Source organism: Gottfriedia sp. NPDC056225, from assembly GCF_042267765.1.
GTDB lineage: Bacteria > Bacillota > Bacilli > Bacillales > Bacillaceae_G > Gottfriedia.
The window spans coordinates 25,604-51,160 of sequence record NZ_JBHJTJ010000016.1 but is presented as its reverse complement, the minus strand read 5'-3'; the positions used below and the strand labels follow the sequence as shown (position 1 = coordinate 51,160).

At 33.9% G+C, this 25,557-nt stretch carries 25 protein-coding genes; 1 reads left to right on the top strand and 24 read right to left on the bottom strand.

The window, feature by feature from the left end; genetic code table 11:
* Window positions 1-56: 56 nt before the first annotated feature.
* The 11 genes from ACFCYN_RS12545 to ACFCYN_RS12495 all read right to left on the bottom strand — a co-directional run bounded on the left by ACFCYN_RS12545 (window position 57) and on the right by ACFCYN_RS12495 (window position 12,744).
* Window positions 57-1,031 (bottom strand): ABC transporter ATP-binding protein, encoded by a 975-nt coding sequence (locus tag ACFCYN_RS12545; RefSeq protein ID WP_375949609.1) that lies wholly within the window; start codon window positions 1,029-1,031, stop codon window positions 57-59.
* On the bottom strand, window positions 1,028-2,008 hold the full coding sequence (locus ACFCYN_RS12540) for an ABC transporter ATP-binding protein (protein ID WP_375949607.1): 981 nt from the start codon (window positions 2,006-2,008) through the stop codon (window positions 1,028-1,030). Before ACFCYN_RS12540 ends, ACFCYN_RS12545 begins: the two co-directional genes overlap by 4 nt.
* Before the next feature lie 19 nt (window positions 2,009-2,027).
* Window positions 2,028-2,927, bottom strand: a complete 900-nt coding sequence (locus tag ACFCYN_RS12535) for an ABC transporter permease (RefSeq protein ID WP_172443994.1) — start codon at window positions 2,925-2,927, stop codon at window positions 2,028-2,030.
* On the bottom strand, window positions 2,927-3,862 hold the full coding sequence (nikB, locus tag ACFCYN_RS12530; protein ID WP_375949605.1) for a nickel ABC transporter permease: 936 nt from the start codon (window positions 3,860-3,862) through the stop codon (window positions 2,927-2,929). Before nikB ends, ACFCYN_RS12535 begins: the two co-directional genes overlap by 1 nt.
* Window positions 3,862-5,508, bottom strand: a complete 1,647-nt coding sequence (locus ACFCYN_RS12525; protein ID WP_172443992.1) for an ABC transporter substrate-binding protein — start codon at window positions 5,506-5,508, stop codon at window positions 3,862-3,864. Before ACFCYN_RS12525 ends, nikB begins: the two co-directional genes overlap by 1 nt.
* Before the next feature lie 13 nt (window positions 5,509-5,521).
* Entirely contained in the window at window positions 5,522-6,949 is a 1,428-nt protein-coding gene (locus ACFCYN_RS12520; RefSeq protein ID WP_375949602.1) for a serine hydrolase domain-containing protein, read from the bottom strand.
* A 358-nt stretch (window positions 6,950-7,307) separates the two neighbouring features.
* Window positions 7,308-8,453: an o-succinylbenzoate synthase gene (menC, locus tag ACFCYN_RS12515; protein ID WP_172443990.1), complete on the bottom strand. Its 1,146-nt coding sequence runs from the start codon at window positions 8,451-8,453 to the stop codon at window positions 7,308-7,310.
* A gap of 52 nt (window positions 8,454-8,505) precedes the next feature.
* Window positions 8,506-9,510, bottom strand: a complete 1,005-nt coding sequence (locus ACFCYN_RS12510; protein ID WP_375949600.1) for a dipeptidase — start codon at window positions 9,508-9,510, stop codon at window positions 8,506-8,508.
* A 33-nt stretch (window positions 9,511-9,543) separates the two neighbouring features.
* Window positions 9,544-10,353 carry a GNAT family N-acetyltransferase gene (locus ACFCYN_RS12505; protein WP_375949598.1) on the bottom strand — a complete coding sequence of 270 codons (810 nt, stop codon included), beginning with the start codon at window positions 10,351-10,353 and terminating at the stop codon, window positions 9,544-9,546.
* A 41-nt stretch (window positions 10,354-10,394) separates the two neighbouring features.
* Window positions 10,395-11,243: a MurR/RpiR family transcriptional regulator gene (locus ACFCYN_RS12500; protein ID WP_172443988.1), complete on the bottom strand. Its 849-nt coding sequence runs from the start codon at window positions 11,241-11,243 to the stop codon at window positions 10,395-10,397.
* A gap of 715 nt (window positions 11,244-11,958) precedes the next feature.
* Window positions 11,959-12,744, bottom strand: coding sequence for a polysaccharide deacetylase family protein (locus tag ACFCYN_RS12495; protein WP_375949596.1), 786 nt, complete (start codon window positions 12,742-12,744; stop codon window positions 11,959-11,961).
* A gap of 280 nt (window positions 12,745-13,024) precedes the next feature.
* On the opposite strand from ACFCYN_RS12495, the gene ACFCYN_RS12490 reads away from it, so the two are divergent.
* The gene (locus ACFCYN_RS12490) at window positions 13,025-13,300 is read left to right on the top strand and encodes a hypothetical protein (RefSeq protein ID WP_172443986.1); all 276 of its coding nucleotides are present in this window, start codon (window positions 13,025-13,027) and stop codon (window positions 13,298-13,300) included.
* A 202-nt stretch (window positions 13,301-13,502) separates the two neighbouring features.
* Here ACFCYN_RS12490 and ACFCYN_RS12485 read toward each other — a convergent pair whose 3' ends face one another.
* The 13 genes from ACFCYN_RS12485 to ACFCYN_RS12425 form a co-directional block, all read right to left on the bottom strand.
* Entirely contained in the window at window positions 13,503-13,997 is a 495-nt protein-coding gene (locus ACFCYN_RS12485) for a HugZ family pyridoxamine 5'-phosphate oxidase (protein ID WP_172443985.1), read from the bottom strand.
* Between the two features lie 640 nt (window positions 13,998-14,637).
* Window positions 14,638-15,906, bottom strand: coding sequence for a peptidase (locus tag ACFCYN_RS12480; protein WP_172443984.1), 1,269 nt, complete (start codon window positions 15,904-15,906; stop codon window positions 14,638-14,640).
* Between the two features lie 6 nt (window positions 15,907-15,912).
* On the bottom strand, window positions 15,913-16,560 hold the full coding sequence (locus ACFCYN_RS12475; protein WP_216854231.1) for a 3-oxoacid CoA-transferase subunit B: 648 nt from the start codon (window positions 16,558-16,560) through the stop codon (window positions 15,913-15,915).
* 11 nt (window positions 16,561-16,571) lie between these two features.
* Window positions 16,572-17,201: a CoA transferase subunit A gene (locus ACFCYN_RS12470; RefSeq protein WP_257131689.1), complete on the bottom strand. Its 630-nt coding sequence runs from the start codon at window positions 17,199-17,201 to the stop codon at window positions 16,572-16,574.
* Window positions 17,202-17,266: 65 nt separating this feature from the next.
* Window positions 17,267-18,595 (bottom strand): aspartate aminotransferase family protein, encoded by a 1,329-nt coding sequence (locus tag ACFCYN_RS12465; RefSeq protein WP_172443983.1) that lies wholly within the window; start codon window positions 18,593-18,595, stop codon window positions 17,267-17,269.
* A 255-nt stretch (window positions 18,596-18,850) separates the two neighbouring features.
* A complete protein-coding gene (locus tag ACFCYN_RS12460) occupies window positions 18,851-19,291 on the bottom strand; it encodes a YybH family protein (protein ID WP_172443982.1) in 441 nt (146 codons plus the stop codon).
* Window positions 19,292-19,465: 174 nt separating this feature from the next.
* Window positions 19,466-19,600 carry a hypothetical protein gene (locus ACFCYN_RS12455; RefSeq protein ID WP_375949593.1) on the bottom strand — a complete coding sequence of 45 codons (135 nt, stop codon included), beginning with the start codon at window positions 19,598-19,600 and terminating at the stop codon, window positions 19,466-19,468.
* Window positions 19,601-19,956: 356 nt separating this feature from the next.
* Window positions 19,957-20,349, bottom strand: a complete 393-nt coding sequence (locus ACFCYN_RS12450) for a hypothetical protein (protein ID WP_375949591.1) — start codon at window positions 20,347-20,349, stop codon at window positions 19,957-19,959.
* Between the two features lie 90 nt (window positions 20,350-20,439).
* Window positions 20,440-21,102 (bottom strand): DUF4085 family protein, encoded by a 663-nt coding sequence (locus tag ACFCYN_RS12445; RefSeq protein ID WP_375949589.1) that lies wholly within the window; start codon window positions 21,100-21,102, stop codon window positions 20,440-20,442.
* 380 nt (window positions 21,103-21,482) lie between these two features.
* The gene (locus tag ACFCYN_RS12440; RefSeq protein ID WP_375949587.1) at window positions 21,483-22,061 is read right to left on the bottom strand and encodes a dihydrofolate reductase family protein; all 579 of its coding nucleotides are present in this window, start codon (window positions 22,059-22,061) and stop codon (window positions 21,483-21,485) included.
* A 312-nt stretch (window positions 22,062-22,373) separates the two neighbouring features.
* The gene (locus ACFCYN_RS12435; protein WP_375949585.1) at window positions 22,374-23,207 is read right to left on the bottom strand and encodes a DUF4037 domain-containing protein; all 834 of its coding nucleotides are present in this window, start codon (window positions 23,205-23,207) and stop codon (window positions 22,374-22,376) included.
* 506 nt (window positions 23,208-23,713) lie between these two features.
* Complete coding sequence (locus ACFCYN_RS12430; RefSeq protein WP_172443977.1) at window positions 23,714-24,502, bottom strand: SDR family NAD(P)-dependent oxidoreductase; 789 nt, start codon at window positions 24,500-24,502, stop codon at window positions 23,714-23,716.
* Between the two features lie 15 nt (window positions 24,503-24,517).
* Complete coding sequence (locus ACFCYN_RS12425) at window positions 24,518-25,498, bottom strand: MBL fold metallo-hydrolase (RefSeq protein WP_375949583.1); 981 nt, start codon at window positions 25,496-25,498, stop codon at window positions 24,518-24,520.
* Window positions 25,499-25,557: the final 59 nt, after the last annotated feature.

The window sequence follows — 25,557 nt, the reverse complement described above, 5'->3', positions numbered from 1 at the left end:
CTCTCCTCCAAAATGAAGAAAGTGAATCCAATTAACTGGGCTTCACTATCTGTTCATCATCCTTTATTCTCTTCATTATATAAATGACAAGCTACTCTTCTTCCTTCTACTTCTTGCATTTGAGGTTTAACAGTTTTACAGGAATCCATGGCATGAATGCATCTTTGATGAAAAGCACATCCACTAGGAGGGTTGTCTAAAGACGGCAGCTCCCCAGTAAGAATAATACGCTCTTTAATATCGTCTGGATCTGTCTTTGGAATAGCCGAGATTAGTGCTTGCGTATATGGATGTCGCGGCTTTTTAAATAATTGTTCTTTATCTGCAATTTCCACGATTTCCCCAAGATACATTACACCAACACGATGAGCGATATGTTCTACTACACTTAAATCATGTGAAATGAAGATATACGAAAGACCAAGTTCTTCTTGTAAGTCTTGTAGCAAATTAAGAATTTGGGACTGAACTGAAACATCAAGTGCTGAAACAGGTTCGTCAAGAATGACGATCTTTGGTCTTATGATAATTGCTCTTGCAATTCCAATACGTTGACGCTGTCCCCCAGAAAGTTCGTGAGGAAATCTTGATAAATAGCTTTCAGATAGTTCTACTAAACTAAGAGTATGTTTAATTAAATCATCATGTTCTTTCCTTGGAACACGATTGGCTATTAACGGCTCAGAAAGAATTTCTCTCACTGTCAGCTTTGGATTCAAGGAAGCCATTGGATCTTGAAATACCATTTGAATATCCTTACGATATTTATTCATTTCTTTTTTACTAAGCTGAAGTAAATCTGTTCCTTGAAAAATTACTTCTCCGCTCGTGGGCTGGGTAAGGCGTAATAAACATCTACCAGTTGTTGACTTTCCACAACCGGATTCACCAACAATCCCAAGCGTCTCCTCCTGATTTAAATACAAGCTAACCCCATTTACTGCACGTACATATTGCGGAGGTTTAAACCAGGATTTATTGGCCTTAAACTTTTTTTCTAACTGTTTCACTTGTAAGAGGGGGGCTGTCATACGAACGTCTCCTTTTGTTGTAACAACCAACATCTGCAAGATGTTTGGTCATCAACTTCGATAAGTGGTGGAAGGCTAGTTCTACATATTCCCAACACCTTTGGACATCTGTCAGCAAAACGACAACCTTTTGGATAGTTGTCAGGAGTTGGAACTTGACCTGGAATCGATTTAAGACGATTCTCGCCTTTAGATTGATGCGGAGTGGATTGAATCAATCCGATGGTATAAGGATGCCTAGGATTACGTAATAGTGTTCTTGTATCCGTTGTTTCCACAACCTGTCCAGCGTACATAACCACTACTCGATCACACATCTCTGCTACTACTCCAAGATCATGTGTAATAAGCAAGATCGACATATGTAAGTCATCTTTTAGGGATTTAAGTAATGCTAATATTTGAGCTTGAATTGTTACATCAAGTGCAGTGGTTGGTTCATCAGCAATTAAAAGTGATGGATTACAAGATATAGCCATGGCAATCATTACACGTTGCTTCATTCCTCCCGATAAACGGTGTGGGTATTCGTGATAGATGGCTTCTGGACGTGGTATTCCAACTAATTTTAATAAATGGACAACCTTTTCCTTTAAATTTGATCCAGTTAATTTTTGATGCTTTTGAATCACTTCGCCTATTTGGATTCCAATCGTCAAAACAGGATTAAGAGAGGTCATAGGATCCTGAAAAATCATAGATATTTCGTTTCCTCTTATTTTCCTCATATCTTTTTCAGATTTATCTACTAAGTTACTATTATTAAATGTAACGCTTCCACTAGTAATTTTAGCCTTTTTATCTAATAGCTGAAGAATCGAAAGAGAAGTCACACTCTTTCCACAGCCCGATTCCCCAACTATTCCTAGTATCTCGCCCTTTTTTACAGTAAGGTCAATGTTCTCTATAATCTTAAGTGAACCGTGCTTACTTTTAAATTCTGTGGTAAGGCCTCTTACTTCTAGTACATTAGACATAATCGCCCTCTCCTTCTCGTTACCTTGATGCTTTTGGATCAAATACATCTCTTAAAACATCACCTAAGAAATTAACCGAAAACACAACAGCCGTAATCGCTAGACCAGGAAATGTTGCTAGCCACCAAGCGTCATTAATATATTGCTTCCCTTCACTAAGCATGGTTCCCCATTCAGGCGTCGGCGGTTGGGCACCGAGTCCGATGAAACTAAGTCCAGCTGTATCTAAAATGGCAACTCCGATAAATAATGTTGTATAAACAAGTAGAACCCCAAAAATATTAGGTAAAATTTGTCTTCTCAAAATCCAGCTATTTGAGCTTCCAATCGAACGACTTGCTTCGACGAAATCTGAAAATTTCACCGTCAATACAGCACCTCTAGTTAATCTGGCAAAGCCCGGTATTGAAGCAATTCCAACTGCAATCATGGCATTTGTTAGACTTGGACCTAAGATTGCAACAATTGCAAGAGCTAAAACAATACTTGGTAAAGCTAACAATACATCCATGATCCGCATTAAAACGTTATCCACAAGCCCACCGATATAAGCGCTAATTAACCCGATAAACGTACCAGCGACTAAAGTGATACCTAAAGCAAGTGTGGAAACAGTTAGAGTAACGCGAACTCCATAAACTAGCCTTGAGAATACATCCCTTCCTAGTGAATCCGTTCCAAAAATGTGCTCCTTATTTGGAGCTTGTAAAATGGCATCATAGAAAGGCTTCTCAGGATTATACGGTGCAATGACTGGAGCAAAAATGCCAATTAAAACAATTAATAGTAAAAAAATCAAACAATATTTGGCCCGCTTATAGCTAAGAATTTTATGGAAAGTTGTGAGTTTAATAAGTTTAGGTGTCCTACGTAGAGTGGGAGCCTCAATTGGTTTATATGCCTCACTCAATTTTGCCATTACCCTTCACCCTTTTCATTCAATTTAACACGTGGATCGATTAAACTGTAAACGATGTCTACTAATATATTAACGCTAACGTAAACAGCTCCCATAAATAAAACAGTACCCTGAATCATCGGAAAATCCCTTGACATAATCGCACCAATGGAAAGTGTACCTAAACCAGGCCAATTAAAGACTTGCTCGATAATTACTGTACCACCAAGTAGAGCTGCTATTTGCAATCCAATGACCGTAATAATTGGAATAAGCACATTTCTAAAGGCATGGCGGAATAATATATGACGTTCCTCTAAACCTTTCGAGCGTGCAGTACGAATAAAGTCATTCGATAGAACCTCCACCATTCCATTTCTAGTTAATCTACTAATCATAGTTGACATGACTACTCCTAAAGTAATAGCAGGTAGAATGAGTGATCTGAGTCCAGTTCCATCAGCAATCGGAAACCAGCTTAACTTTACAGAAAATACTAAAATTAATAAGATTCCTAACCAAAAGCTAGGAATAGATACACCTAAGGTTGCTAGGCCGGTACAAAATGTATCGATTATCGTATCCTTGTATTTTGCTGCTAAAATACCTAACGCGATTCCAATTATGACGGCAAATACCATCCCAGTTGCTGCTAACTTTATTGTTTCAGGGAAACGATCTAAAATCTCAGTCAATACTGGTCTACCTGTTTTCAGGGAAGTCCCAAAATCGCCGTGAAAAACATTATTAATGTATTGTAAATACTGAACCAAAAGGGGCTTATCCAGCCCCAAATGGTGTGTTAGTTTTGCTACTTGTTCTGGTGAAGCATTTAAACCGAGCATTATTTTGACTGGATCTCCAGGTATCAAGTGTATTAGAAAAAAGGAGAGTATCGAGATACCAAAAATAACAATGATGGCTGAAACGATCCGGTTTAGAATGTATTGAGTCATTACTTATTCACCCAACTATCATTTAAAAGTATATTTGTTGACTGAAGTTTAATATCATGTACCCTCTTATTGACAATATAAAATACTTTAGGAGAATAAATTGGTACCCAGTAAGCATTTTCAACAATCAACTTTTGAGCGTCAGCATAAACCTGTTTTCTTTCATCAGCATTGGTAGTTGTTCTACCTTTTTCTAATAAAGCATCAAGCTCTGAATTTTTCACTCGAATGTGATTTAATCCACCAATTTGACTTGAATGGAATAGCATATAAAGAATGTCAGGATCTGAGTAAGAATAACTTAAGAATGACAGATCAAATTCTCCTTTAGATGCTTTTTGGATTAAAGTTGCTGTTTCCATTTGTTTAATATTAATGGTAATACCAATATCCTTTAACATCGCTTGAACGATTTGTGCAGCTTGACTTTGTGTACTATAGACTGAAAGATCAAACTCTAGTTTCTTTCCGTCTTTCTCCATAATACCTTGGCTATTTTTACTCCAGCCTGAGCTTTCTAATAATTTGATCGCTTCGTCTTTATTGTATTTAATGCCGTAATCTTTCACATTCGGATCATATCCAAAAATAGAAGATGAAAGTGGTCCATATGCCGCTGTTCCTTCACCATTAAGAGCTGCTTTAATAATGGCATCTTTGTTAATAGCCATGTTCAATGCTGTTCTCACATTTTTGTCCTTTAACAGTTCATTATCAAGATTCATCTCTAAGAATAATCCTAGCCCTTGTTGATCAGCATCTAGGACTTGGAACTTATCATTCTTGCGATATCTTTCAGCATCTTTTGGAGCCGCATTTACTAGAACATCAATCGAGCCACTATCAAGAGCAGCAAGCATTGTTTGTGGATCCGTAATAAATTTATAAACTAATTTATCTGGGTAAGCCTTTCCTTTATTTGCAAAGAAGGATGGCGCCCAATTGTAGTCATTATTTCGATCTAATGTAACAGATTGTCCTGTTTCCCATTTCTCAAACTTCCAAGGACCAACTCCGACAGGGTTCCTTCCATAATTAGCTCCACCTTTATTGATAGCGGATAACGATAATGGTTGTAAAAATCCAGTCGTTAAGTTATTTAAAAATGGTGCCGATGGTTGTGCCAAATCAACGACTAATGTTTGATCATCTGGAGTCGAAACCGATTTTACACCAGCTAAAAAGCTAACTAAAGGCGCACCAGTAGCTGGATTTAACATACGGTCAAATGTTTCTTTAAATGACTTCGATGTTAAAGGTGTTCCATCATGGAAGGTAACACCTTGACGAATTTTAAACGTAATCGATTTACCATCATTAGATACTTGGTAGCTTTCTGCAAGACCTGGAGCAATTTCATTCGTTTTTGGATCAAGTGTTAAAAGCGTATTTCCTAAACGATTTGAAATTTCATCAGCTGTACTCATTGCTGTTTTTTGAATATCAAGCGTATCTGGTTCCTGCGAAAGCCCAACCGTAATTGTTCCACCTGTTTGTGGAGAAGTTAAAGCAGTTGTCGCATTATTCTTTTTATTCGTCGATGCTTGGTCAGTAGAATTACATGCAGTCATTGCAAAAATAGTAAGAACGCTCACTGATAATAGTGCGAATCTTGGGAATATTTTACGTGCAGTTTTTGTACGCAATTGACTAGCCTCCTTATTCCGTTTTTACTAATTGTCTGAATCCAAATACACAACGACTAATTTTTCCTTCTTCGTCTCTTTTAAATTGAATTGAATATTCATCTTCTCTCATTTCAAATAAGAACCAATCTTCCTCAATCGGTTTAACGAGCGAGTCTACCATCCCTTCCATTTGAGCGCAAAGTTTTCCTTCATCATTGATTGAAAACTCAACCTTACCGCCCTCACCAGAAACATATTTCCCTACATATTCTTGTAATTGTTCTACATTTAAATTTATTTCCGCCACGTTTAAGTTTGAAGATCTTATTGGTTTTTCCAAATAATCTGCAAAGGCACTATTTAAAAGTTTCTTAGAAGGAACACCTATTAAATTAGCATTCGAAAAACCAGTTAAACCTAACTCAGGAATAATATTCAGTTGAGCTGATACCCCTTTAATAGAACCGCCATGTTCAACAAGTTTATATCCATAGAAATCTGGATGAATCATTACTCCGTAGCCATAGAATTCAGTATATCCGCATTGGATAAAAGGAGTAGTCATAGCTTCAACACTCTCAGGAGTTAAAATTTGAGCATCTCCTACTTTGCCTTCATTTCGGAAGATTTCTGCATATTTAAGCATATCGTTTACTGTTGATTTTAAGAATCCTGCTGCACGCATCGACGGTGCATCCCATGGATTATTTGACTCAAACACAATCGTCTCGTCATCTACTTTTCTAGAAGCATATAAGTTAGAAATATCTTCATGCCCATCCAATTCATGAAGATGGAAGACACTATTTTTCATGCCAGCTGGCTCTAAAATATAATCCTTCATGTACTGCTCATAAGTAATACCGCTAACTCTTTCTACAACAGCTCCAAGCAGGGCATAACAATCATTAGAATAACTAAACTCAGTACCAGGAGCACCAAGAAGAGCATATTCTCCCTTAGCGATCGATTCCATTAATTCCTCGTATGTAGAAATGTATGGAATTTCAGGAGACTTTTCTTCCTCTTTGCCGTCATCAAATTTTGGATCTAACGCTAGCGTTTTACTCATAGCACCATAAAGACTTGGAATTGGTGGAAGCCCGGCTGAATGTGTCATAAAATGATGGATCGTCATCAGTTTTGTATATTCATCATTGCTTGTCTTAAACTCAGGTAAATATTTAATAATAGGATCTTGAACCGATAATTTCCCTGCCTCTTGTAATTGGAGAATGGCTACACAAGTAAAAGATTTAGTGACCGAGCCAATTCCAAGTACTGTGTCAGAGGATAAAAGTAACTCATTTTCTTTATCACGGAAACCGAAACCGCTTTTATAGAAAAGTTCACCATTTTTTGCTAGACCAATCATATACCCAGGAATTTGATACTTCTCTACGATTTCATTACAATACCCTTCAAACTCTTTTACTTTTTTCAATACATTGTGTCCCATTACAGCACTCTCCCTTAATATTATTTTATTAAACCTAAAATTAATTAACTTTAGGTGTGACTACTAGAGTTTAAGTTATTTTCTTATTGGTGATCGATTCTTGAATGAATGGGTAGGAACGTTACTTGTACTAAAGTAAGATTTTTTTGAGGTTAGCTGATTAGATGATTAGATGATTAGATGATTAGTAGGTTATTTGATAAGATAATTAGTTGTATTTTTAACTTGATTAAACCATTAAGTATCACTATAAAAAAGCAAACACTTCATTTTCATAAATTATAAAGTATTTCCTTTTGACCTATTATATAGTCTCTTAGAATTTCTAGTCAATTATATTTTCTGACTTTTCGAAATTTTAAGTTTTCACATTGTAATTCGATTCTAGGAATACATTTTTTTCGACGCAATAGTAATCTAATGCCTCTCGATTTATGTCATAGCCAATACCATATTTCTGTGGTAAATGAATAACTCCATGATCTACAATTACTTCAGGATCAATAATATCTCGTTCCCAGTAACTTGCTGATGCCGCAGTATCCCCAGGTAAAATAAACTGATCTAATGTCGTTAAGGCGATATTATGAGCACGACCAATACCCGCTTCTAGCATACCTCCGCACCAAACAGGTATACCTTTCATTAAACAATAATCGTGTATTTTTTTTGCCTCAGTCAGTCCGCCAACACGTCCAATTTTAATATTAATAATTCGACAGCTACCTAACTCAATCGCTTTTCTAGCATCTTCTAGTGAATGAATACTTTCATCCAAACAAATAGGCGTCACTAGCTGTTGCTGCAATTTGGCATGGTCAATAATATCATCATGACTTAACGGCTGTTCAATCATCGTTAAATTAAATTCATCGAGTTTTTTTAATATCTCTATATCGGCTAAAGTATAAGCAGAATTTGCATCAGCCATCATTGAAATAGTTGGAAATTCCCTTCTTACTTCCTTTAACATTTCATAATCAGACCCAGGTTTAATTTTTAATTTTATTCGTTTGTAACCAGCCTCGACATGAGAGTCCACCAGTTGAAGAAGTCCTTTTACTGTTGGCTGAAGACCGATACTAATTCCAACATCGATTTGGTCTTTATTTCCACCAAGTGCTTTATAGAGTGGTAATTTTTGTCTTTTAGCATAAAGATCCCAAACTGCTCCTTCTAGTCCAGCCTTTGCCATGTTATTTTTTCTGATCGCTTGGAAACGTTCAGACACTTCATCTGGGTGATGAATTGGAGCCTCAAACAATAACGGAATGAGAAAATCTTCCATAATATGTTTATTCGTTTTAACCGTTTCCTCACTATACCAAGGACTAGAAAAGGCTACAGATTCTCCAAACCCAACGTTCCCGAACTCATCCTCCACTTCAATAATATAAAACTCTTTATCTTCAAAGGTACCAAAGCTTGTAGTGAAAGGAGCATTTAACTTCATGTTTAATCGGTGCAACGTAATTTGCCGAATTGTAATTGGACTATTAGTCATTCTAAAACCTCCTATGAAAGTGAACTGTTTTTGTAAAAACCTTCCACTTTATTTAATAAATTCTTCTAAAATTACCTCCTAATATTGCTAATATTTCTCCATCCTTATACCCACGATTCATTAACTCTTCGATAAAAAGAGGTAACTTGTCATGTCCATCTATCACATCAAATGGTACTCTTGGCAAACTTGCTAAATCATCTGGTGATAAATATTTCATAAAGTCATTACAAAGGTCTAACCCTATTCCAACATGTTCAATACCTGCTACATCCACAAGATGATCTAAGTGATTAGCGAGCTGCACAATGTTGCCTTTAGAATCGTCTTCCGAAACTAGCATACTAGCAGCATTAATCCCTATTACACCATTTGTGGAAGCAATTGCCATCATTTGTTCATCGGTCAGATTTCTCATTGTTGAACAAATAGAACGTGCGTTGGAATGGGACGCAATAACTGGCGTTTCACAAATTTCAATGACATCCCAGAAGCCTTCATCATTTAAGTGGGAAACATCAATAGAAATACCAAGCCTTTCTGCCTCTTTAATCACCTTAACTCCGAAGCTTGATATCCCCCCCTTTCGTCCTTCAGGGACCGGTTGAAAGAAACTCCCATCCCCTACTGCATTTCTCCTACTCCAAACTAATCCTAGATTACGAACGCCTAATTCATAGAAAACTCGTAATAAACTAAGATCTGTTCCTAACGGTTCTGCTCCTTCAATGGAAAGTAAGAAACCAATCTTTCCTTGTTCCTTCGCAAGATCCATGTCGGCTCCGTTATAACAAATCATTAATTTATCAGGAGACTCCTGTACTTCTTCATAAAGCGCACTTACTTGGCTTAGTGCTTTGCGAAGAGCCATTTCTGGCAAAAATGCACTGTCTATAAAGATGGCAGCGATAATGACATTAATGCCGCCTTTTACAAACCTAGGGTAATAATCTGTTTCAATTACTTTCTTTCTTCCTTTTTCCCGTTGGACCTGGACATCCATTAAAATATCAAAGTGTCCATCAATCGTTAATGCACTATTTTGAAAATTAACCACGAAAATCTCTCCTCCTATAAAGAGTTTGGAAGCTTAAAGAGATAAATTTCTACGTTTTTCAAAAATATAGTAACTTACTCTTCCTTCTGGATTTCGAATAACATCACTTGCAGCGAAGCCATTTTCACACAAGGTTTGGAACCAATTTCTTGTTTTGTACCGCCATTCTTTCGCAAGCTCAGGCTGTTTATTTTTTATTTGTTGAAAGTCTTCAGCGATTGGAATTACATAAATATCTTCCGTTAAATTGATTTCAAATTCCCTGCTAATTGTTGGAAAACCAAAGTTATCAAGCTTTGTTTCTACTAATGGTTTGTAGCCTTTTAAGTCAACCCTGCTTGTAGGCTTACATACATGATCACTACGAATCCACCACTCTACTAAAAAACGATCTGTAGGCAATCCTTTGTTTAGCGAGTCAGTCATCTCGCCATAATGATTTTCAATGTATGATGCGCCAATCCCCTTTAGCTTATGTAAGTTTAAGTAGGCATTAACACTCTCTAATGGATCAAATGTCCAAACAATTAATGAATAGCCCATTTCTAGAGCATAATCCCGCTGTGCCTCTTTCAACTTTTTACCCAGCCCACTTTTTTGATAAGTAGGCAAAACCCCTAACATATGTGAACATAAATAGGATTTCCCGTCCATAAATCCCGGAAAGCTATATTGAAACCCTATTAATTGATTTTCGTGAAAAGCTCCTAAAATCAGCCCACCATTATGAGATGCTGTGTACGTTTGATGAATGGGTATTGGTGACATATTCCACACTTCTTTTTCAATTTGTTGAATGGATTCTATTTCACCAATTTCCTCCAATCGTTTAATTTGAAACATTCCTATACCCACTTTCTTTATAAAAATAAGAGGAAAAGCTTTTATTCCCCAAAGAAATGGTGCAAATGAAAATTCTCATATGCCTTTGTACGCTTCATAAACTGATCAGAATTTTTTACGACAACTCCCCCAAGTAAGGAATTCATAAGAGAAAAAACTGCCGGACTAACATCCAGAGTTGACTTGATCGGTAGCTGAACAGTAAATAATACATCAGTATACTCACGAATCGGTGCAACCTCGGAATCTGTAAAACTAATCACAAACGCACCTCGTAATTTCGCCTCTCTAGCCATATTAATTGTTTCTAATGCGTAGCGATGAAAAGAAAACGCCACAAACGTACTATTTTCATTCATTTCACCAATGCGTAAAACAATATCATCCGTATCTGGTCGAAACATCCTAACATTCCCTCGGATTAGTTCAAGCGCAAACGAAAACCAATGCGCCATTGCATGAGAAGAACGGGTACCAGAAACAAGTATCCTTTCAGATTGACTTAATCGCTCTACTGCCAAATTAAACTCTTCTTCATTTAGTCCTTCAGCAGTTTGCAATATTAATTCTGCATCCTTATGCATCATTTTCTTAGAAAAATCTCGATCCATGTCCATCTTATTTTTCATGGAATGGTATTCAACCAATGTGCTTTTACGATTTAACAGTCGAGTCTGAATATCCTTTTGTAATGCGCTAAAACCACTATAACCTAGAGCATGACAAAATCGAATAACGGTTGTTTCACTTACATTAATCTTCTGTCCAACTTGAACACCTGAATCCATTGCGAAGTCTTCCGGATTTGCAAGGAAATATTTTGCGACCTTTTTTAACCCCTTCGAAAAATTATCGAATTCATCTTGAACTTTTTGCTTTAATTCTTCCATTGCAATTCTCCTATCCAATTTATGAAGGATATCCTTTTTTTTTATTATATTGAAGTTTATTCTTTTATTCAAGATTAAATTCTAAATTTTCTAAAAATATTTCAGTTCCATTTTTAAATCTCTAAAATTCACTTTAGTGAGACACTCTTGCTTAAACAAAAAATGGAGGTGCCCCAATATAATATTAAGAAAAGTGGCTGAAATCAAAGACCAAGTGCAAATAAAACCAGTAAAACTGAAATTAACGGCTGAAGTGCAAATTAAGGCCAAAGTGCTAATAAAAATTGAGAATCTGCAAATAAAAAAAATGAAACTTTAATTAAAATCAACGAAACTGCAATTAAATTCCCTAGAATCCCATATTTGATAGAATATTACCCATACCGGTTAGGGTATCTAACCTGAATAATTGTTCAAAAGTAGATATACAAAGATAGAAAATCAAAATATTTGCACTAACTCTTTCTAAAACAACTAAAAAGGTAAAAAAATCCACTAAATATATACAAATGAAGATGATAAAATCAACGCTAATTGAAAAACGCCGCTAAAATACCCCCACTTTACTCCAAGACAGATTAAGATCAACATTACATCTCGAAATTAAATAAAGGCCACCTATTTGTCTGTAAAGCTGACTTTTAGGATGGCCTCATTTAACACTATTATTAGAACTATTATTAAAGTGTACTATATGCCCCTTAAGACATATCATTCAATTTTCATAAATAGGCTCAACTTCACGAAAATTAAAAATCACTTTAGCTTGTCCTTCTACAAGTTTAGCAAATTCATCCATAGTAGTATCATACTTAATATAGATTCTAGGTAAACGGTAGTTTTCATTCTTTGTACCTTGTTCCATATAATATTTAGGTTCGGTTGCCACTGCATATTTATAATACTTTTTCGTTTCTTCAATTACTTTATCATTATAATTACCATAGGGATAAGATAAAGCGATGACTGGCTTACCAGTAATTGTTTGAATTTTATCTTTTGAATCTTTTAACTCATGGTTATAGTCTGTTATTTTTCTTAAATCAGGATGTGTTGCAGTGTGCGATTGAATTGAAAACATCCGTGAATCGGACAGTTTTTTTAAATCCGTGCTAGAAAGACGATCCGGATATCCAATATAATCAGAAATCGCAAATATAGTTGCTCTAGGCTCGAACGTATCAGATTGTAATTTCTGAAAAATTTTAAATACATTTAAGTTGTTTTTATATCCATCATCTATCGTTATAAATATTGGCTTCTTTACATTATTACGTTCTCCCCATTGTTCAAAGGTTAATAGTGTAAAACCATGATCACGTAAATAAATCATTTGTTTTTCGAAATTCTCGGGTGTGACAAACAAAGCACTTACTCCGTGCCCTGTAAATTCATCGATGGAATGATAAATTAAAATTGGAATTTTTCCTGCTGCACTCGTCTTTGCAGGCACCTGAATGCACAAAAATAGACATAGAAAAAATAAAGAAATTTTTCTCATAAAACTCCTCACTTTTACTTTTTACTATTTAGTGTTCCAAATTCCATTTTATCTATCATGATTTGTAGTATTTTTAACATTAATGTGTAGATATTTCTTTAAATTAAACATGATCAAAAGACATCTTTTACTATTTTAGCTCTCTGTTAAAGTAGATTATTGATTTTCTTGTTCTACTAAATGCCAGATTAGTTGCACAAGTATAACAATAAAATGGAAATATATGTTAATATATTAAGTAGCTAACATAAAAAATTATTATTAGTTAAGAGGTGAAACTATGAAAAATTTCAGCACAATTTCACTAATATTATTAATCATTGGATTGTTTTTGTTTGGAATAATTTATGTGGTTCCAGGCTTCAACGAACTTATTGCTTTAATTGGTTTTTTATTGTTATTATTTGGGGCGATTTGTGGCTTTATTGCAATTTCCAAAAGAGAAAGAGGGAACTCTAAATTTTTTGCAGTATCTTCGTTTTTTATCATATTTTTATTGATTACTTGGTTTGAACCTTTTCTAATCCTACGTATGCTAACTTGGATTAAAAATTAAAAAACGTAATAACTACTTATGCAACTATACTCGTCACGTTCGACCATAAAAATGTGGTCTTTTTCTTATGTTTACAAATCAACATTTTAATATAACAGAGCCAATATTTAAAAATGGTTGTCAAATTAAGATAGAAAAACAATACTCAAATTCTTATATTATGCAAAAGCCCGTTACTTTTTATTCATAACGGGCTATTCGATTAATGGTTCATTTTCGAAGGGTCTATTTGAATAAAAGTTCCTTCAATCGGGTTAATATCAAAAGCTTGCCCGAATCCAGCGATATAGCGTCCTTCTATTGGTGTAAGCTTAAATAATGACAAATCAATGCCTCTTAAAACTTTTATCATCTGTTCCCCGTGATTCTCTACGAATTTTTCGAAGATATGTTCTTTGTCCACATTCCCTACGAACTCAGGAGTACATTTATAACGAATTCGCTCTCTAGCAAATAAAATTGGTGAAGTTGCCTCATCTGCAATGATCATAATACTAACATGCTTATTATTTTCTAAGTATTGAAAATGTGCTGCTATTTTGCTAATGAAAATATAGAATTCTCCCTCATGAATAATAAATGGCGAATAACTGACATGTGGCTCCCCTTTATCATCCATTGAACTGATCATCAGCGTTTTACATTGAGACTGAAGTCTCTCGAAATTTTCAAATTGAAGCTCTAATTGTTTTTCCATAAGCATCTCCTTAGGTATCATTATTGTTGTTACAAAATTAATGATAACAATTATCATTCTCATTTTCTATACTATTTTTCGAAAATTTAAATTAGAATAAACATTTATGGAAATCAATTAACAGTGACTCAATTTTATTTAAATAGAGTCTTCAAGTTAATTTTCTAGTAGAAACTGCCGATATTCCCCCAAGTTACAACTACTGTTCGTTAAGTTATAATAAAAAATAATAAAATTTCGTTCGTTAAATTCTTTCAGTAAAATAAACGATCTAAGGAATAGGTGATAAAAATGTTCAATTTCATTATGCTCGTGTTTCTTATAACTTTTATTACGTTCATAATACCTAAAAAAGTTTGGAATCGATCTCATATTATCTTTATCCTAAAATCTCCTGATTCTACTAAAGAGTCAAGGTACATTAACTTCCATTTATTGTGATTAATCTCTATCATTTGATATACGATCATAGTTTTTACCAAAAACAAAAGAACCTTAGAGTCCTATCCAAGGTTCAATTACATTACTTTTACGTTTTCATATAGTAACAACTTTTGTTTATATATAAAATCAATTTTATTTCCAAGAAAATAATTTAGACAAATTATCGCATTATACTTAGCGTTAATAAAATAATTCATTAGTCAACTACACCACACCAATCAAGTAATGTGTTGGCAATTACTTCCGCACAACGAAACATTTCATCTAAGTCGATGTACTCATTTGGATAGTGTGCAACTTTTGTTTCTCCTGGGCCAAATACGATTGTAGGTATTTGTTTTACTTGTGTAAATAATCCGCCGTCCGTTCCCCATGGGGATGCTTCAATGATGGGCTCTTTATTATATACTTGCTGAAAAGATTTTTTCAGAGATTCCATAAATGGATGTTGTAGATCAATACTTCCTGGTAACCAACTTGCACCAAAAAATTCAACTTCAACTGGATGCTCAGTAAACCAGTCGTCAATTAAAGAAAGTGTTTTTAGCCATTTCTTTAATTCAAGTTTAGCTTCTTCTATTTTTTCGTTTGGTGACACTCCTAATCTTCCTTCAAGTGTAACTAAATCTGAAACAGAGGAAGGCCAAGTTCCGCCTTTTATTTTTCCGATATTAATTGGAATGGGAATCGGCACATTTTTGTATAAAGGGTCATCTAGTAATCTTAAATTACGTACTTTTTCTAATTGATTAATATGGTTTATAACTAATATACTTTTTTCAATTGCACTAACACCTTCATATCTTGTTCCACCATGGGCAACTTTACCTTTTACATTTACACGAAACCAAATACTGCCTTGCTGTTTTGGAAATATTTTCGTTTTAGTCGGTTCTGGAATTAGGACAGCATCTGCAACGTAGCCACGTAATATAGCAGCTAATGTCCCTGCCCCTCCACTCTCTTCTTCTATTACACTTTGAAAATAAACATCACCTTTAAGACGAATTTTTGATTTCTTTATTGCTTCAATCGCTAAAAGTGCAGATACATTGCCACCCTTCATATCAGTCGTCCCTCGGCCATATAATCGGTTTCCTACTATATCACCGCTATACGGCTGACAATCCCAGCTACTTATTTCTCCTTCTGGAACAACATCAATATGTCCATTTAGAATAATTGATCGACCATTTCCTGTTCCTTTTAAAGTTGCGACAATATTGGGACTGTTTTTGAATGAACTTCTCTCCGAAATAAAATACGATGATTTATTTAATTCATCAATCGAAGGCTCCCATTTATCAATTTCTAATCCGAGATTCTGTAAATAATTTGTGACAATAGTTTGGGCACTCGCTTCATTTCCTGATACACTTTTTTCACGAACAAGATCTTGAAGTAACTCAATTGCCTTGCTCTTATTTTTAGTAATATATTCATTAATTTTTGTTTTTAAATCCAATTTTAATCACTCCCAACGATGAACAATGACATTTGGATTCACAAAAAGTGGGGCACCTGTTTTCTCAATTACATCGCTAACTAAATATGGAGACATAACTTCATTTAACCAAAGCTCTCCGCTTTCTTTCTTAATTTCAATTACAGCCATTTCTGTAATAATTAAATCCACGCATTTTGGCGATGTAAGAGGAAGTGTACATTCTGAAACTATTTTTGGGTCACCATTTTTATTTGTATGGTTCATTAAGACGATTACTTTTTTTGATTTTTGGGCTAAATCCATTGCTCCACCAATTCCAGGTACTCTTTTTCCAGGAACAATCCAGTTTGCTAAGTCACCATTTTTACTAACTTCTAGTGCACCAAGTACTGTTAAATCCAATAAACCTTTTCGAATAATGGCAAAAGCAATACTACTATCAAAATAACTGGAGCCTGGAATTAATGTAACTGGTAATCCTGCTGCATTACACAAATTCTCATCTTCTTCACCTTTTTGAGGAGTAGGCCCTAACCCTAATACACCATTTTCTGCATGAAACATAACATTGCAATCATCAGATAAGTAATTTGGGATCAGTGAAGGAATTCCAATCCCAAGATTGACAATCATACCATTCTTTACTTCTTTAGCTGCTCGTTTTGCCATCATTTCACGAGGATTTATTTTTCCCAAACCCACTTCCAATTCACTCCTTCCGATTGAACGATGTGATTTACAAATGCCCCTGGTACAATAATCTCCTCAGGTTCTAATGTCCCTAAAGGTACAATTTCCTCAACTTCTGCAATTGTTATATTTCCAGCCATCGCTACATATGGATTTGTATTTCGAGCACTTTTATCAAATACTAAATTTCCAAATGGGTCAGCCTTTTTCGCATATACAATTGAGACATCAGAAATAAGAGGTGTTTCAACTAAATATTCCTTCCCAAATACATTCACTCTCTGTTTATCAACATCAATGACACTATCAATCCCAATATCTACTAATACACCGCCTAATCCAACGCCACCCGCTCGAATACGTTCAATAAAAGTGCCTTGAGGACTAAATTCGATTTCTAACGTACCATCAGTCATTTGCTTTCCGGCATTAGGATTTGATCCTATATGAGTTGTAATCATTTTTTTTACTCGTTTAGCTGTCACTAACTGTCCGATTCCAACATCAGGAAACCCAGTATCATTACCTATTAAAGTAAGATTTTTAAACCCCTTTTCTAAAATGCCTTGTATTAATGTAGGTGGGTTACCAATACCGCCAAACCCACCAAACATTAAAACCATCTCATCTTTAAAATATTGTAAGGCTTCCTCAATACTTATGATTTTTCTGAAAGTATTAATTGCCATTATTTTGTCCCCTTCGCCTCTTTATTTAGCTCAATAAATACATCCATCAATAAAGTTAGCAATTCATCAACTTGTGCATCAGTTATGACTAAAGGTGGAGAAAGCAAGAAACTATTTTCAGATCTTCCATATGGTCCACTTACAGAAGGGTATAACAATAAACCTTTATCTTTCGCAATCTCAATGACACGATTTGTTACACTTTTACAGTTAAAAAATTCTTCATTTATTTCAATACCAATCAGTAATCCTTCTCCTCGGATATCAAACAAAAAAGGATAAATTTTCTGCCACTCTTTTAGTTTTAATTTTATTTTTTCACCTTGTACTTTAGAATTTTGTACTAATCCATTTTTCTCAACATAATTTAAAACGGCTAAAGCTATATTTGCAGAAAGTGGATTTGCACTAAATGTGTGTCCGCTCATAACTAGACGACTTCCTTCTAATATCGGTTGCATGACACGGTCACTTGCGATAGCAACTGCAATCGGTGTATATCCGGCTGCCAATCCTTTTCCAAGAACTAATAAATCGGGCACACATTCCCAATGATTAATTCCAAACATTTCTCCGGTCCTTCCAATTCCTGTCATCACTTCGTCTGCAATAAATAGTACATCATGTTTTTCACAAATTTCTTTTATTTTTTCATAGTATCCTTTCGGAGGTGTTAACGCAGCACCTGCTGCACCAACGATCGGTTCGGCGATAAAAGCAGCTACATTTTCAGACCCTAATTTTTGAATGGAACGCTCAAGTGAAGTAGCACATAGTAAGCCACACTTTCCAGGTTCTAATTCGTATGGACATCTTTTACAATATGGCGCTTCTACCATTGGATAATCGGCTAGTAAGCTAGTAAAACGTTTCCTTCTTAAAGGATGTCCCGACATAGATAAGGCTCCCATCGTAATACCATGATAGCTCATACTTCTCGAAATTATTTTAGTTTTTGTCTGAATTCCTTTTTCTTGAAAATGTTGAATTGCCATTTTCATAGCCGTTTCAGTTGCTTCTGTACCGCTATTAACAAAAAAACTCCAGTTTAAATCCCCTGGGGTGAGTTGACCTATCTTTTCTGCTAATAATTCCGCAGCTTCACTAGTAAACTGCGATCTGTAAACAAACGCAACTTTATTCGCCTGCTTTACCATTTCATCAACTATTTCCTTTACGCCATGACCAATACTTGCCGCTACAGCACCTGAAGAACCATCAATATACTTCTTACCTTGCTTGTCCCATAAGTAGATAGTTTCTCCTCGATCAATTATTGGATAGTTTTCACCTACAAGCGGTTTTATTAAATAATCTCTTTTCGTCATACTACCCCACCATCTTTCACTTATATCTCATTTATATATATATAGTTGAAAGCTCATAAAGTTAGACTATTGAAATAACATTATGTATAACTACTAGTAAAATATTATTGTGTTAAATATAAAAAGAGGCTGCCATATAAGTCAGATTACCGACTTGTATGCAGCCTTTGTTAAATATAATTGTTTATTTTTGAACTAAAAAAAGATTGTCAAATTAGACAACCTGTAGAGGCGCGTATCAAAATAGTTTATTGTTTACTTCAAGTTAAAAATTCCCTTACCAGTTCCAATGTCTATTGGTAATGATGAATGTTCGTGAACTATAGCCCAAGTTTCATTCACTTTTTTTAAACCGTACGTGAACCGATTTGTTATTTGACGAAGCTTCTCACCAGATTCCTCTTGATGTGCAGCAAAAGTTACAGCACAATGAACAAATGCGAGATTTGAATTTTCTTCAATTACTAGATCATTAAATGCAACATTAAGTAAAACGCCATCCTCTCTCAATCCGTTAAACCAACCTACTACATTTTCCTTCCAAGAAGAAATACCATTACACTCCCAATTCTCCCAAGCATCAAAAATATGTACTTCAGGAGCGTACAAGGATAAAAATTTTTCCACATCTTTTTCATACACTGCTGTTCTGTAATTCTCAAGTACTTCTTGAACTTTGTAAAAACCCTCTGTCATTAAATGTATCCCCTTTACCAATTTCAGATATAGTAGTATGAACTATCAAATACATTCTATATTAAATCAGTTTTTCCTTCTTCGAGTAAAATGCTACTTAGTAAAGTAGGTTCAAATCATTCGTTCGATCTGTGTTACTATACTATAGCATTGCGTTCGTTGCATAAGGTATATTCATTTTTCATTTTCTTGGTCGTAAATATAATTCATAAATTGATCATGTAATTCGATATTTCCTCTTACGGATTCATTGTTATTCTTATTGATTAATTCAACATCATAAGACAAACCACCATATCCAGCAATCATTTCCAGTATTCTATAAATAACACTTTCTATAGTTTCATTTTGCACTTTTTTAAATGCAGAAATCTCTTCTTCGGTGATTAACTTTTGTTTTAGTAACTTATACTCTTTGTTTAATGAACTGTCCCTAGGATTATTAAGATATGATTTTAGATAAGTCGACTTCTAAATCTTTAATATTTTTCAATGCATGGAAAAGTTCTAATTGATATTCTCTCAAAAAAATATAGCCCCCTTCAACAGTAGCGGCACTAATTAGACAAACTCTCGGCTCCCTTAGGTTATTCAACAATTCAACCGAGCAAGTTTTACAACTTATGCGTGAGTTAGTCGAATATGGATGATTTTTGGGACAGAACTCAGCTATTAACTAGTTGGTTTTTTCTTTGGAACATTTTAAATACTAGAAAGACTAATCCTAATACAAATGTTCCTGCCAAATTAATTAGAGTAAAGTATTCCAACCATATAAACGACTCACGATCAGGATGGAAAAAATTATGATAGTTACCCGAACTATAAACCCAACCGATATGATTAACTAAACTTCCAATTAGAATCGCCACAATAGTTAATAATACTGTAAATAAATTACCAGAAAGATTATCTTTAAAGATGAATTTATGATAACTAACTAAAAGAACTAATGGAATAAAGGCTGCACCAAATAATGGAATGATAAAGAATAGAGCACCTTTATACAATAATGAGACCACAATCAAACTTAAAATATAAATTAAGATTTTTTTCATATTTTTTCTTCACACTTTCCCAGGTTGTACTGATTGTTTTTTAGAATGCAACATTCTTAGATGTACTTTCCATGACCTATTAGTTAAATATTAGTTATCACTCTTCCCTTCGACTATTATATCTTCAGCCACAATCTTAAATTCTATAAATGGAATGTCGAATAGGACATGAAGTTCAAAACCTGACTTTGCTGGATAAACCTCATCGTAAAGCCAAAAACCACCTTTAATATTCTCAGGCATACTTATATCTTTAACTCCCTTAAAGGTGAGTTTGATTTCAGTAAAATCATTAAATCCGCCTGCACAATCTAAATTTATAACAAATGTATCGTTTGAAAGATTTTCAATTGATTTTACATTTGAATCATGTAATAAAATCTCATTTAATTTTACAATGCTTATTGGAAGTAAATCTTTACTCGCGTTATATTTTGATCGATACTCTTTATCCAGATCCTCCATGTGCTGGTTGTATTCATCTTTCCAATTATTAATCATATTACTAAGTTTTTCTGATGGATACGCTGTATTCAATGTTCCATCATTAATATATGAATGGAACGATTCAGGAAGAAATTTTAGCAAATCGTTTTTAAAAAATTCTAAGTCTTCTTTAAGATTTTTAATATAATCTCTACCATTCGATTCAAAATACTTAATCGTTTCATCCCATTCTTCCTTTGTATCTGGAAAATTCAAGAAACCATATAATTGCATTTCTTTGTACCAGTCTTTTGAATAATACTTCATTTCTTTAATCTCCATTTCTTTAACAAATCTCATTTGAACTTAGCATTATATTAAACTATCGCATCCATAACAAAAATACCTATCAGTCCTAATTTCTAAGAAAAGTGGTCAGGTTGTAAGGAGAAAGTCAAAAAACAAATAACCGTGATAAAAGTGTTTATTCAAATCGAATTTTTCACTTTTTACCCCACCAGAGTTATAAATACGATCAAGACAATTATACCTAAATATTTCTAACTAAGGGGAATTTGTCCTATTTTAAAGTCAAATTTCAGACAATCCTTATTCATCAACTATACTTCCATATAGCTCCATAAAAAATAATCGGCTTTTCAGCCGATTTTTTCATGCGTTACCTAGATAGATACATGATATCTTAATTATGATTTTACAATATTATATGTAAGGCCAATTACACCTGAATTAAATGTTTTGTTCTCTACAAGTGAGAGGCTGCGTTTAGATCCTAAGCCCTTAAATAAAGGTAATCCACTTCCTATAATGACTGGTGAAATAGTAATTTTAATTACATCAATTAAATCAAGTTCCATAAGACTATGTGCAAACCTTGGGCTACCTAAAATAATGATATCATTACCTGACTGCTTTTTTATGTTTTTAATTTCTTCTTCAATATTTTCTTTTACTAATCTTGAATTCTTCCAATCAGCTTGTTCAAGTGTCGTAGAAAAAACAACCTTTGATGTCTCTTCTATCCATTTAGCATGTTCAATTTCATATTCTGTTGAATCAGGGTTAGAGGGTACTGATGTCCAATAATTCATCATCATTTCATATGTCCCTTTCCCCCAAAACACTGTGTCTACAGTACTTAAAATTTCTTTAGCATGCTTTTCTAATTCTTCATTGTAAGCAACCCATCCTATATCCATTGCACCGTTTGGTCCTTCTACAAAGCCATCTAAAGAAGAATGTAAAAATAAAATAACATTTCTCATAAAATCCTCCTATTTACTATGTTAGTGGTGTTTTCTTCTATTTATATAAACAAGGAATTAATGTTTTTATAGTTGCTAAGAAATTTTTCTTCTTAATTCTCTACCTAAATTCTTCACTTGAAAAAAAATCCTTGTTTGGTCTAGCTTTTAACGTCAAAGCATTAATATTTTCCCCATTTCTAAATTGATCAATACTGTCAGTTAGCTTAAAAACATCGACAAAATTGTCAATCAATTTCTTCAACTTACGCAATGCGTTTAGTATTAAATGGATAATAACTGTATTTAAAAGCTCTTGAACCAATAAATAAATTAAATACGTTTTGGTCGTAAAAACGCGGATTTGTTAATATAAGTTGATAAATCTATATTAGGATATTCATCTTGAATTAATTGATAAATTTCTTGAATTATTAATTCTAATTCTTTTAATCCATCTTCTGGCTTTCTAGTGAAAATAAGTTCAAGTCGTTCTAATATATTCTCTGGTTTCTTCTTCATTGTATCTAAAGTGTTTTTTTGCCACTTGAACCCAGGATGTATGACATATTGACGATTAAGTCCAAATAACAAAGCCATTATACTAGTCTGTACTGAGACAACTACTTTATAAAACATCAACCAGTCTTTACGGCTAAGCAATGTTTCTCGATTATTCCATCGATTACCAAAATCAATATGTTCTAATATCATTGCCTCACTTAATTCCTTTGGATACTCACTAACTCTCTCTTTAAGCTTTGAAATCAAATCTTCCTCATATAAAGGTACACCATAATAGATAGATGCTATAAGACATTGCAAATCAAAGCTTGTCTCAAAGTTTAATATAACTTCGTCGATGACTCTTTCAATCGTTTTTGTTAGAAAACTGCTAATCTCAAGTTTCACATTCTTGGTAATATAAGTTTCAGCCCACTCATCCTCTTCAAAAGCATGAAAATCAATAATATTTCCGTTTAGTATTTGAATAGGAGTTTTCCTGTCTTCATCAGTCGGTTCTTCTTTCCAAAATATTAAAAGTTCAATATCAGAAAATGCATCTTCCCAATTTCGTGAAACTGAGCCAGCAAGTAAAACAGCTTCAACCTTTGGATTTTTCTTATAAATAATTGAAATATCTGTTGCTAAAGTTTTTAAATTCACTTTCTCTCTCCAATTCAAAAAGACTTATTAAAACGGCACTTTTACTATTATTCGGCGAAAGTTAATATTTCCCTTGTTCTACTGATATGCCATTTAATTAAAAAAGAATAAAACTACAGCTTCCGCTTTAAGATTTATCAACTAACCATTTGCATTAGTTGATAAACAAAAAAAAGGATCTTCATTGAAAATCCTTTTTTTATACAAGAAGTGTATGGAATAGTGTTTACCAGGCACTACCACCACTATATCTTATGGCTTGTCTGTTAGAATGAATGGGTCCGTTATCCTAATTTGTCATTAGAAATATTTTACAAATTAAGATACTTGAATAACGATTAACATTTTTATTTGCAGTTTGACCTATTCACAATTTCTATTTTCTTTTTTACAGCTCTTTTTTCAATTTTACAAAGCATAAAAAAAGAGAGGTCCCTCTAGATTTTTAGGACCTACTCATTATGTTATTTATCCTACTTACTTAATTTCATATTGAATCGATTACATCACTTTTTATTAGCAAACTTCATCATAAAATAATAGCTCACTCTTGGGAATAAAGAATAAAGTTTTGTTCCAAATCCCATCCAAGAAGGTAAATCAATTTCATGAATATTTTTTCCGATTAACGAAATAACTTTAGATGCAACTTTTTCTGGCTCAAGCATCATTTTACGAACAGATTTAGCATATGAACCTGTCTCATCTGCAATATCAAAAAACGGTGTATCCATCGGTCCTGGATTTACATTTGTTATAATAATTCCGTCCTTTTCAACTTCTTGCCTTAAAGCATTGCTGAATCCAAGTACTGCATGTTTAGATCCTGCGTATGCAGCAGCTTTAGACGTCGCAATCTTCCCTGCTAAAGAAGCGATATTTATGATATGTCCCTTACCTTTCAACTTCATAGATGTAAGTGCAAGCTTTGAACAAGTCATAACGCCAAATACATTTACGTCAAACATTTGTTTCATCTCTTGAATTGACATTTGCTCAACTGTTTGAAATAGACCATATCCTGCATTATTTATTAAAACATCAATTCCATCAAATTGTTCTTCAATTTGTTGAAATGCATCATATACCGCTGTTTCATCTGTCACGTCCACTACAAAATAATGACATTTAACAGGAAATTCTTCTTGAATCTTTTCCTTTAAGTTTTTTAGCTCTGATTCTCTTCTAGCAATTAAGACAATATTAGCGTCTTTTTTCGCTGCCTCTAAAGCTAAATCTTTACCAAGCCCACTAGAAGCACCTGTTATTACTACTGTTTGGTTACTTAACCTCAAAAATTTCCACCTCTACTATTGACTGACTGAATGCTCATTCGTTTTATACTCAAGTATACCATCATTTCGTTCATTTAAACTAATAAAACCTAAGTTTTCCAGGTAGTCTAATTGACCGATTGTTTCTGATAGAGTAAGTGAAAGTTGTTTTAAATAAACCTTTGGAAATAACATTTGGCAAACTTCATAGGCTGTAAGTGGCTGCTGTTTAATCATTTCATATACTTTTTCAGCTCTAGCCTTCTGTTTTTCTAATCTACTTTTTACTAAACTTTTAATATTTGTAACTGGGTCACCATGTCCAGTATATAATTTTGTGATTGGAAGTTCTGCTATTCTTTTTAAAGAATGATTATATTGAAGTAATGGCTTTACTCGTTCTGTTTCACCATTTAAAGGAGGCTCAATAATTGGATTAGATGAAACCTTATCTAATAACAAATCTCCACCAAAAGCAATACCATCATCTTCACTAATTAAAGAAATATGAGAAGTTGCATGACCTGGTGTGTACAACACCTTTAAATTAAAAATACTTTCAATTCGATCGCCTTCATCGATAATATGAGTTAATGAACGCTTACTTGTATACGGCATCTTCTCGGTCGTGCGTGGCATTTTTTTTACAAACTCATTCGGTACTCCGTAAAGTTTTGCATTTTCAATAAAATACTCATTGTAGTAGTTTAAAAACGATTCATCCTGAGTTAAATACGGAATATTTCTCTCATGTCCTAAAATTTTTATATCCTCATTAAACTCCTCTAATAATCCTGCATGATCTGGATGATGATGCGTTAAAATTACTTGTTCAATATCTTCTAATTTATAACCAATTTTATCTAATTCACTCTTCAGTGCATCTAACGTATCAGGTGTATTTGTTCCCGTATCAATCAAAGTCAATAAATCTCCTTCAACTAAAAATACATTTACTGTATTCATAGCATACGGAACCGGGAGTGTAAGTTGGTGAATCTTATTTTCAGGGATCATCCTTATTCCTCCTTATCTGAATCTTCTTACAGTTAATTCTAATATACATTTTCAAAAAT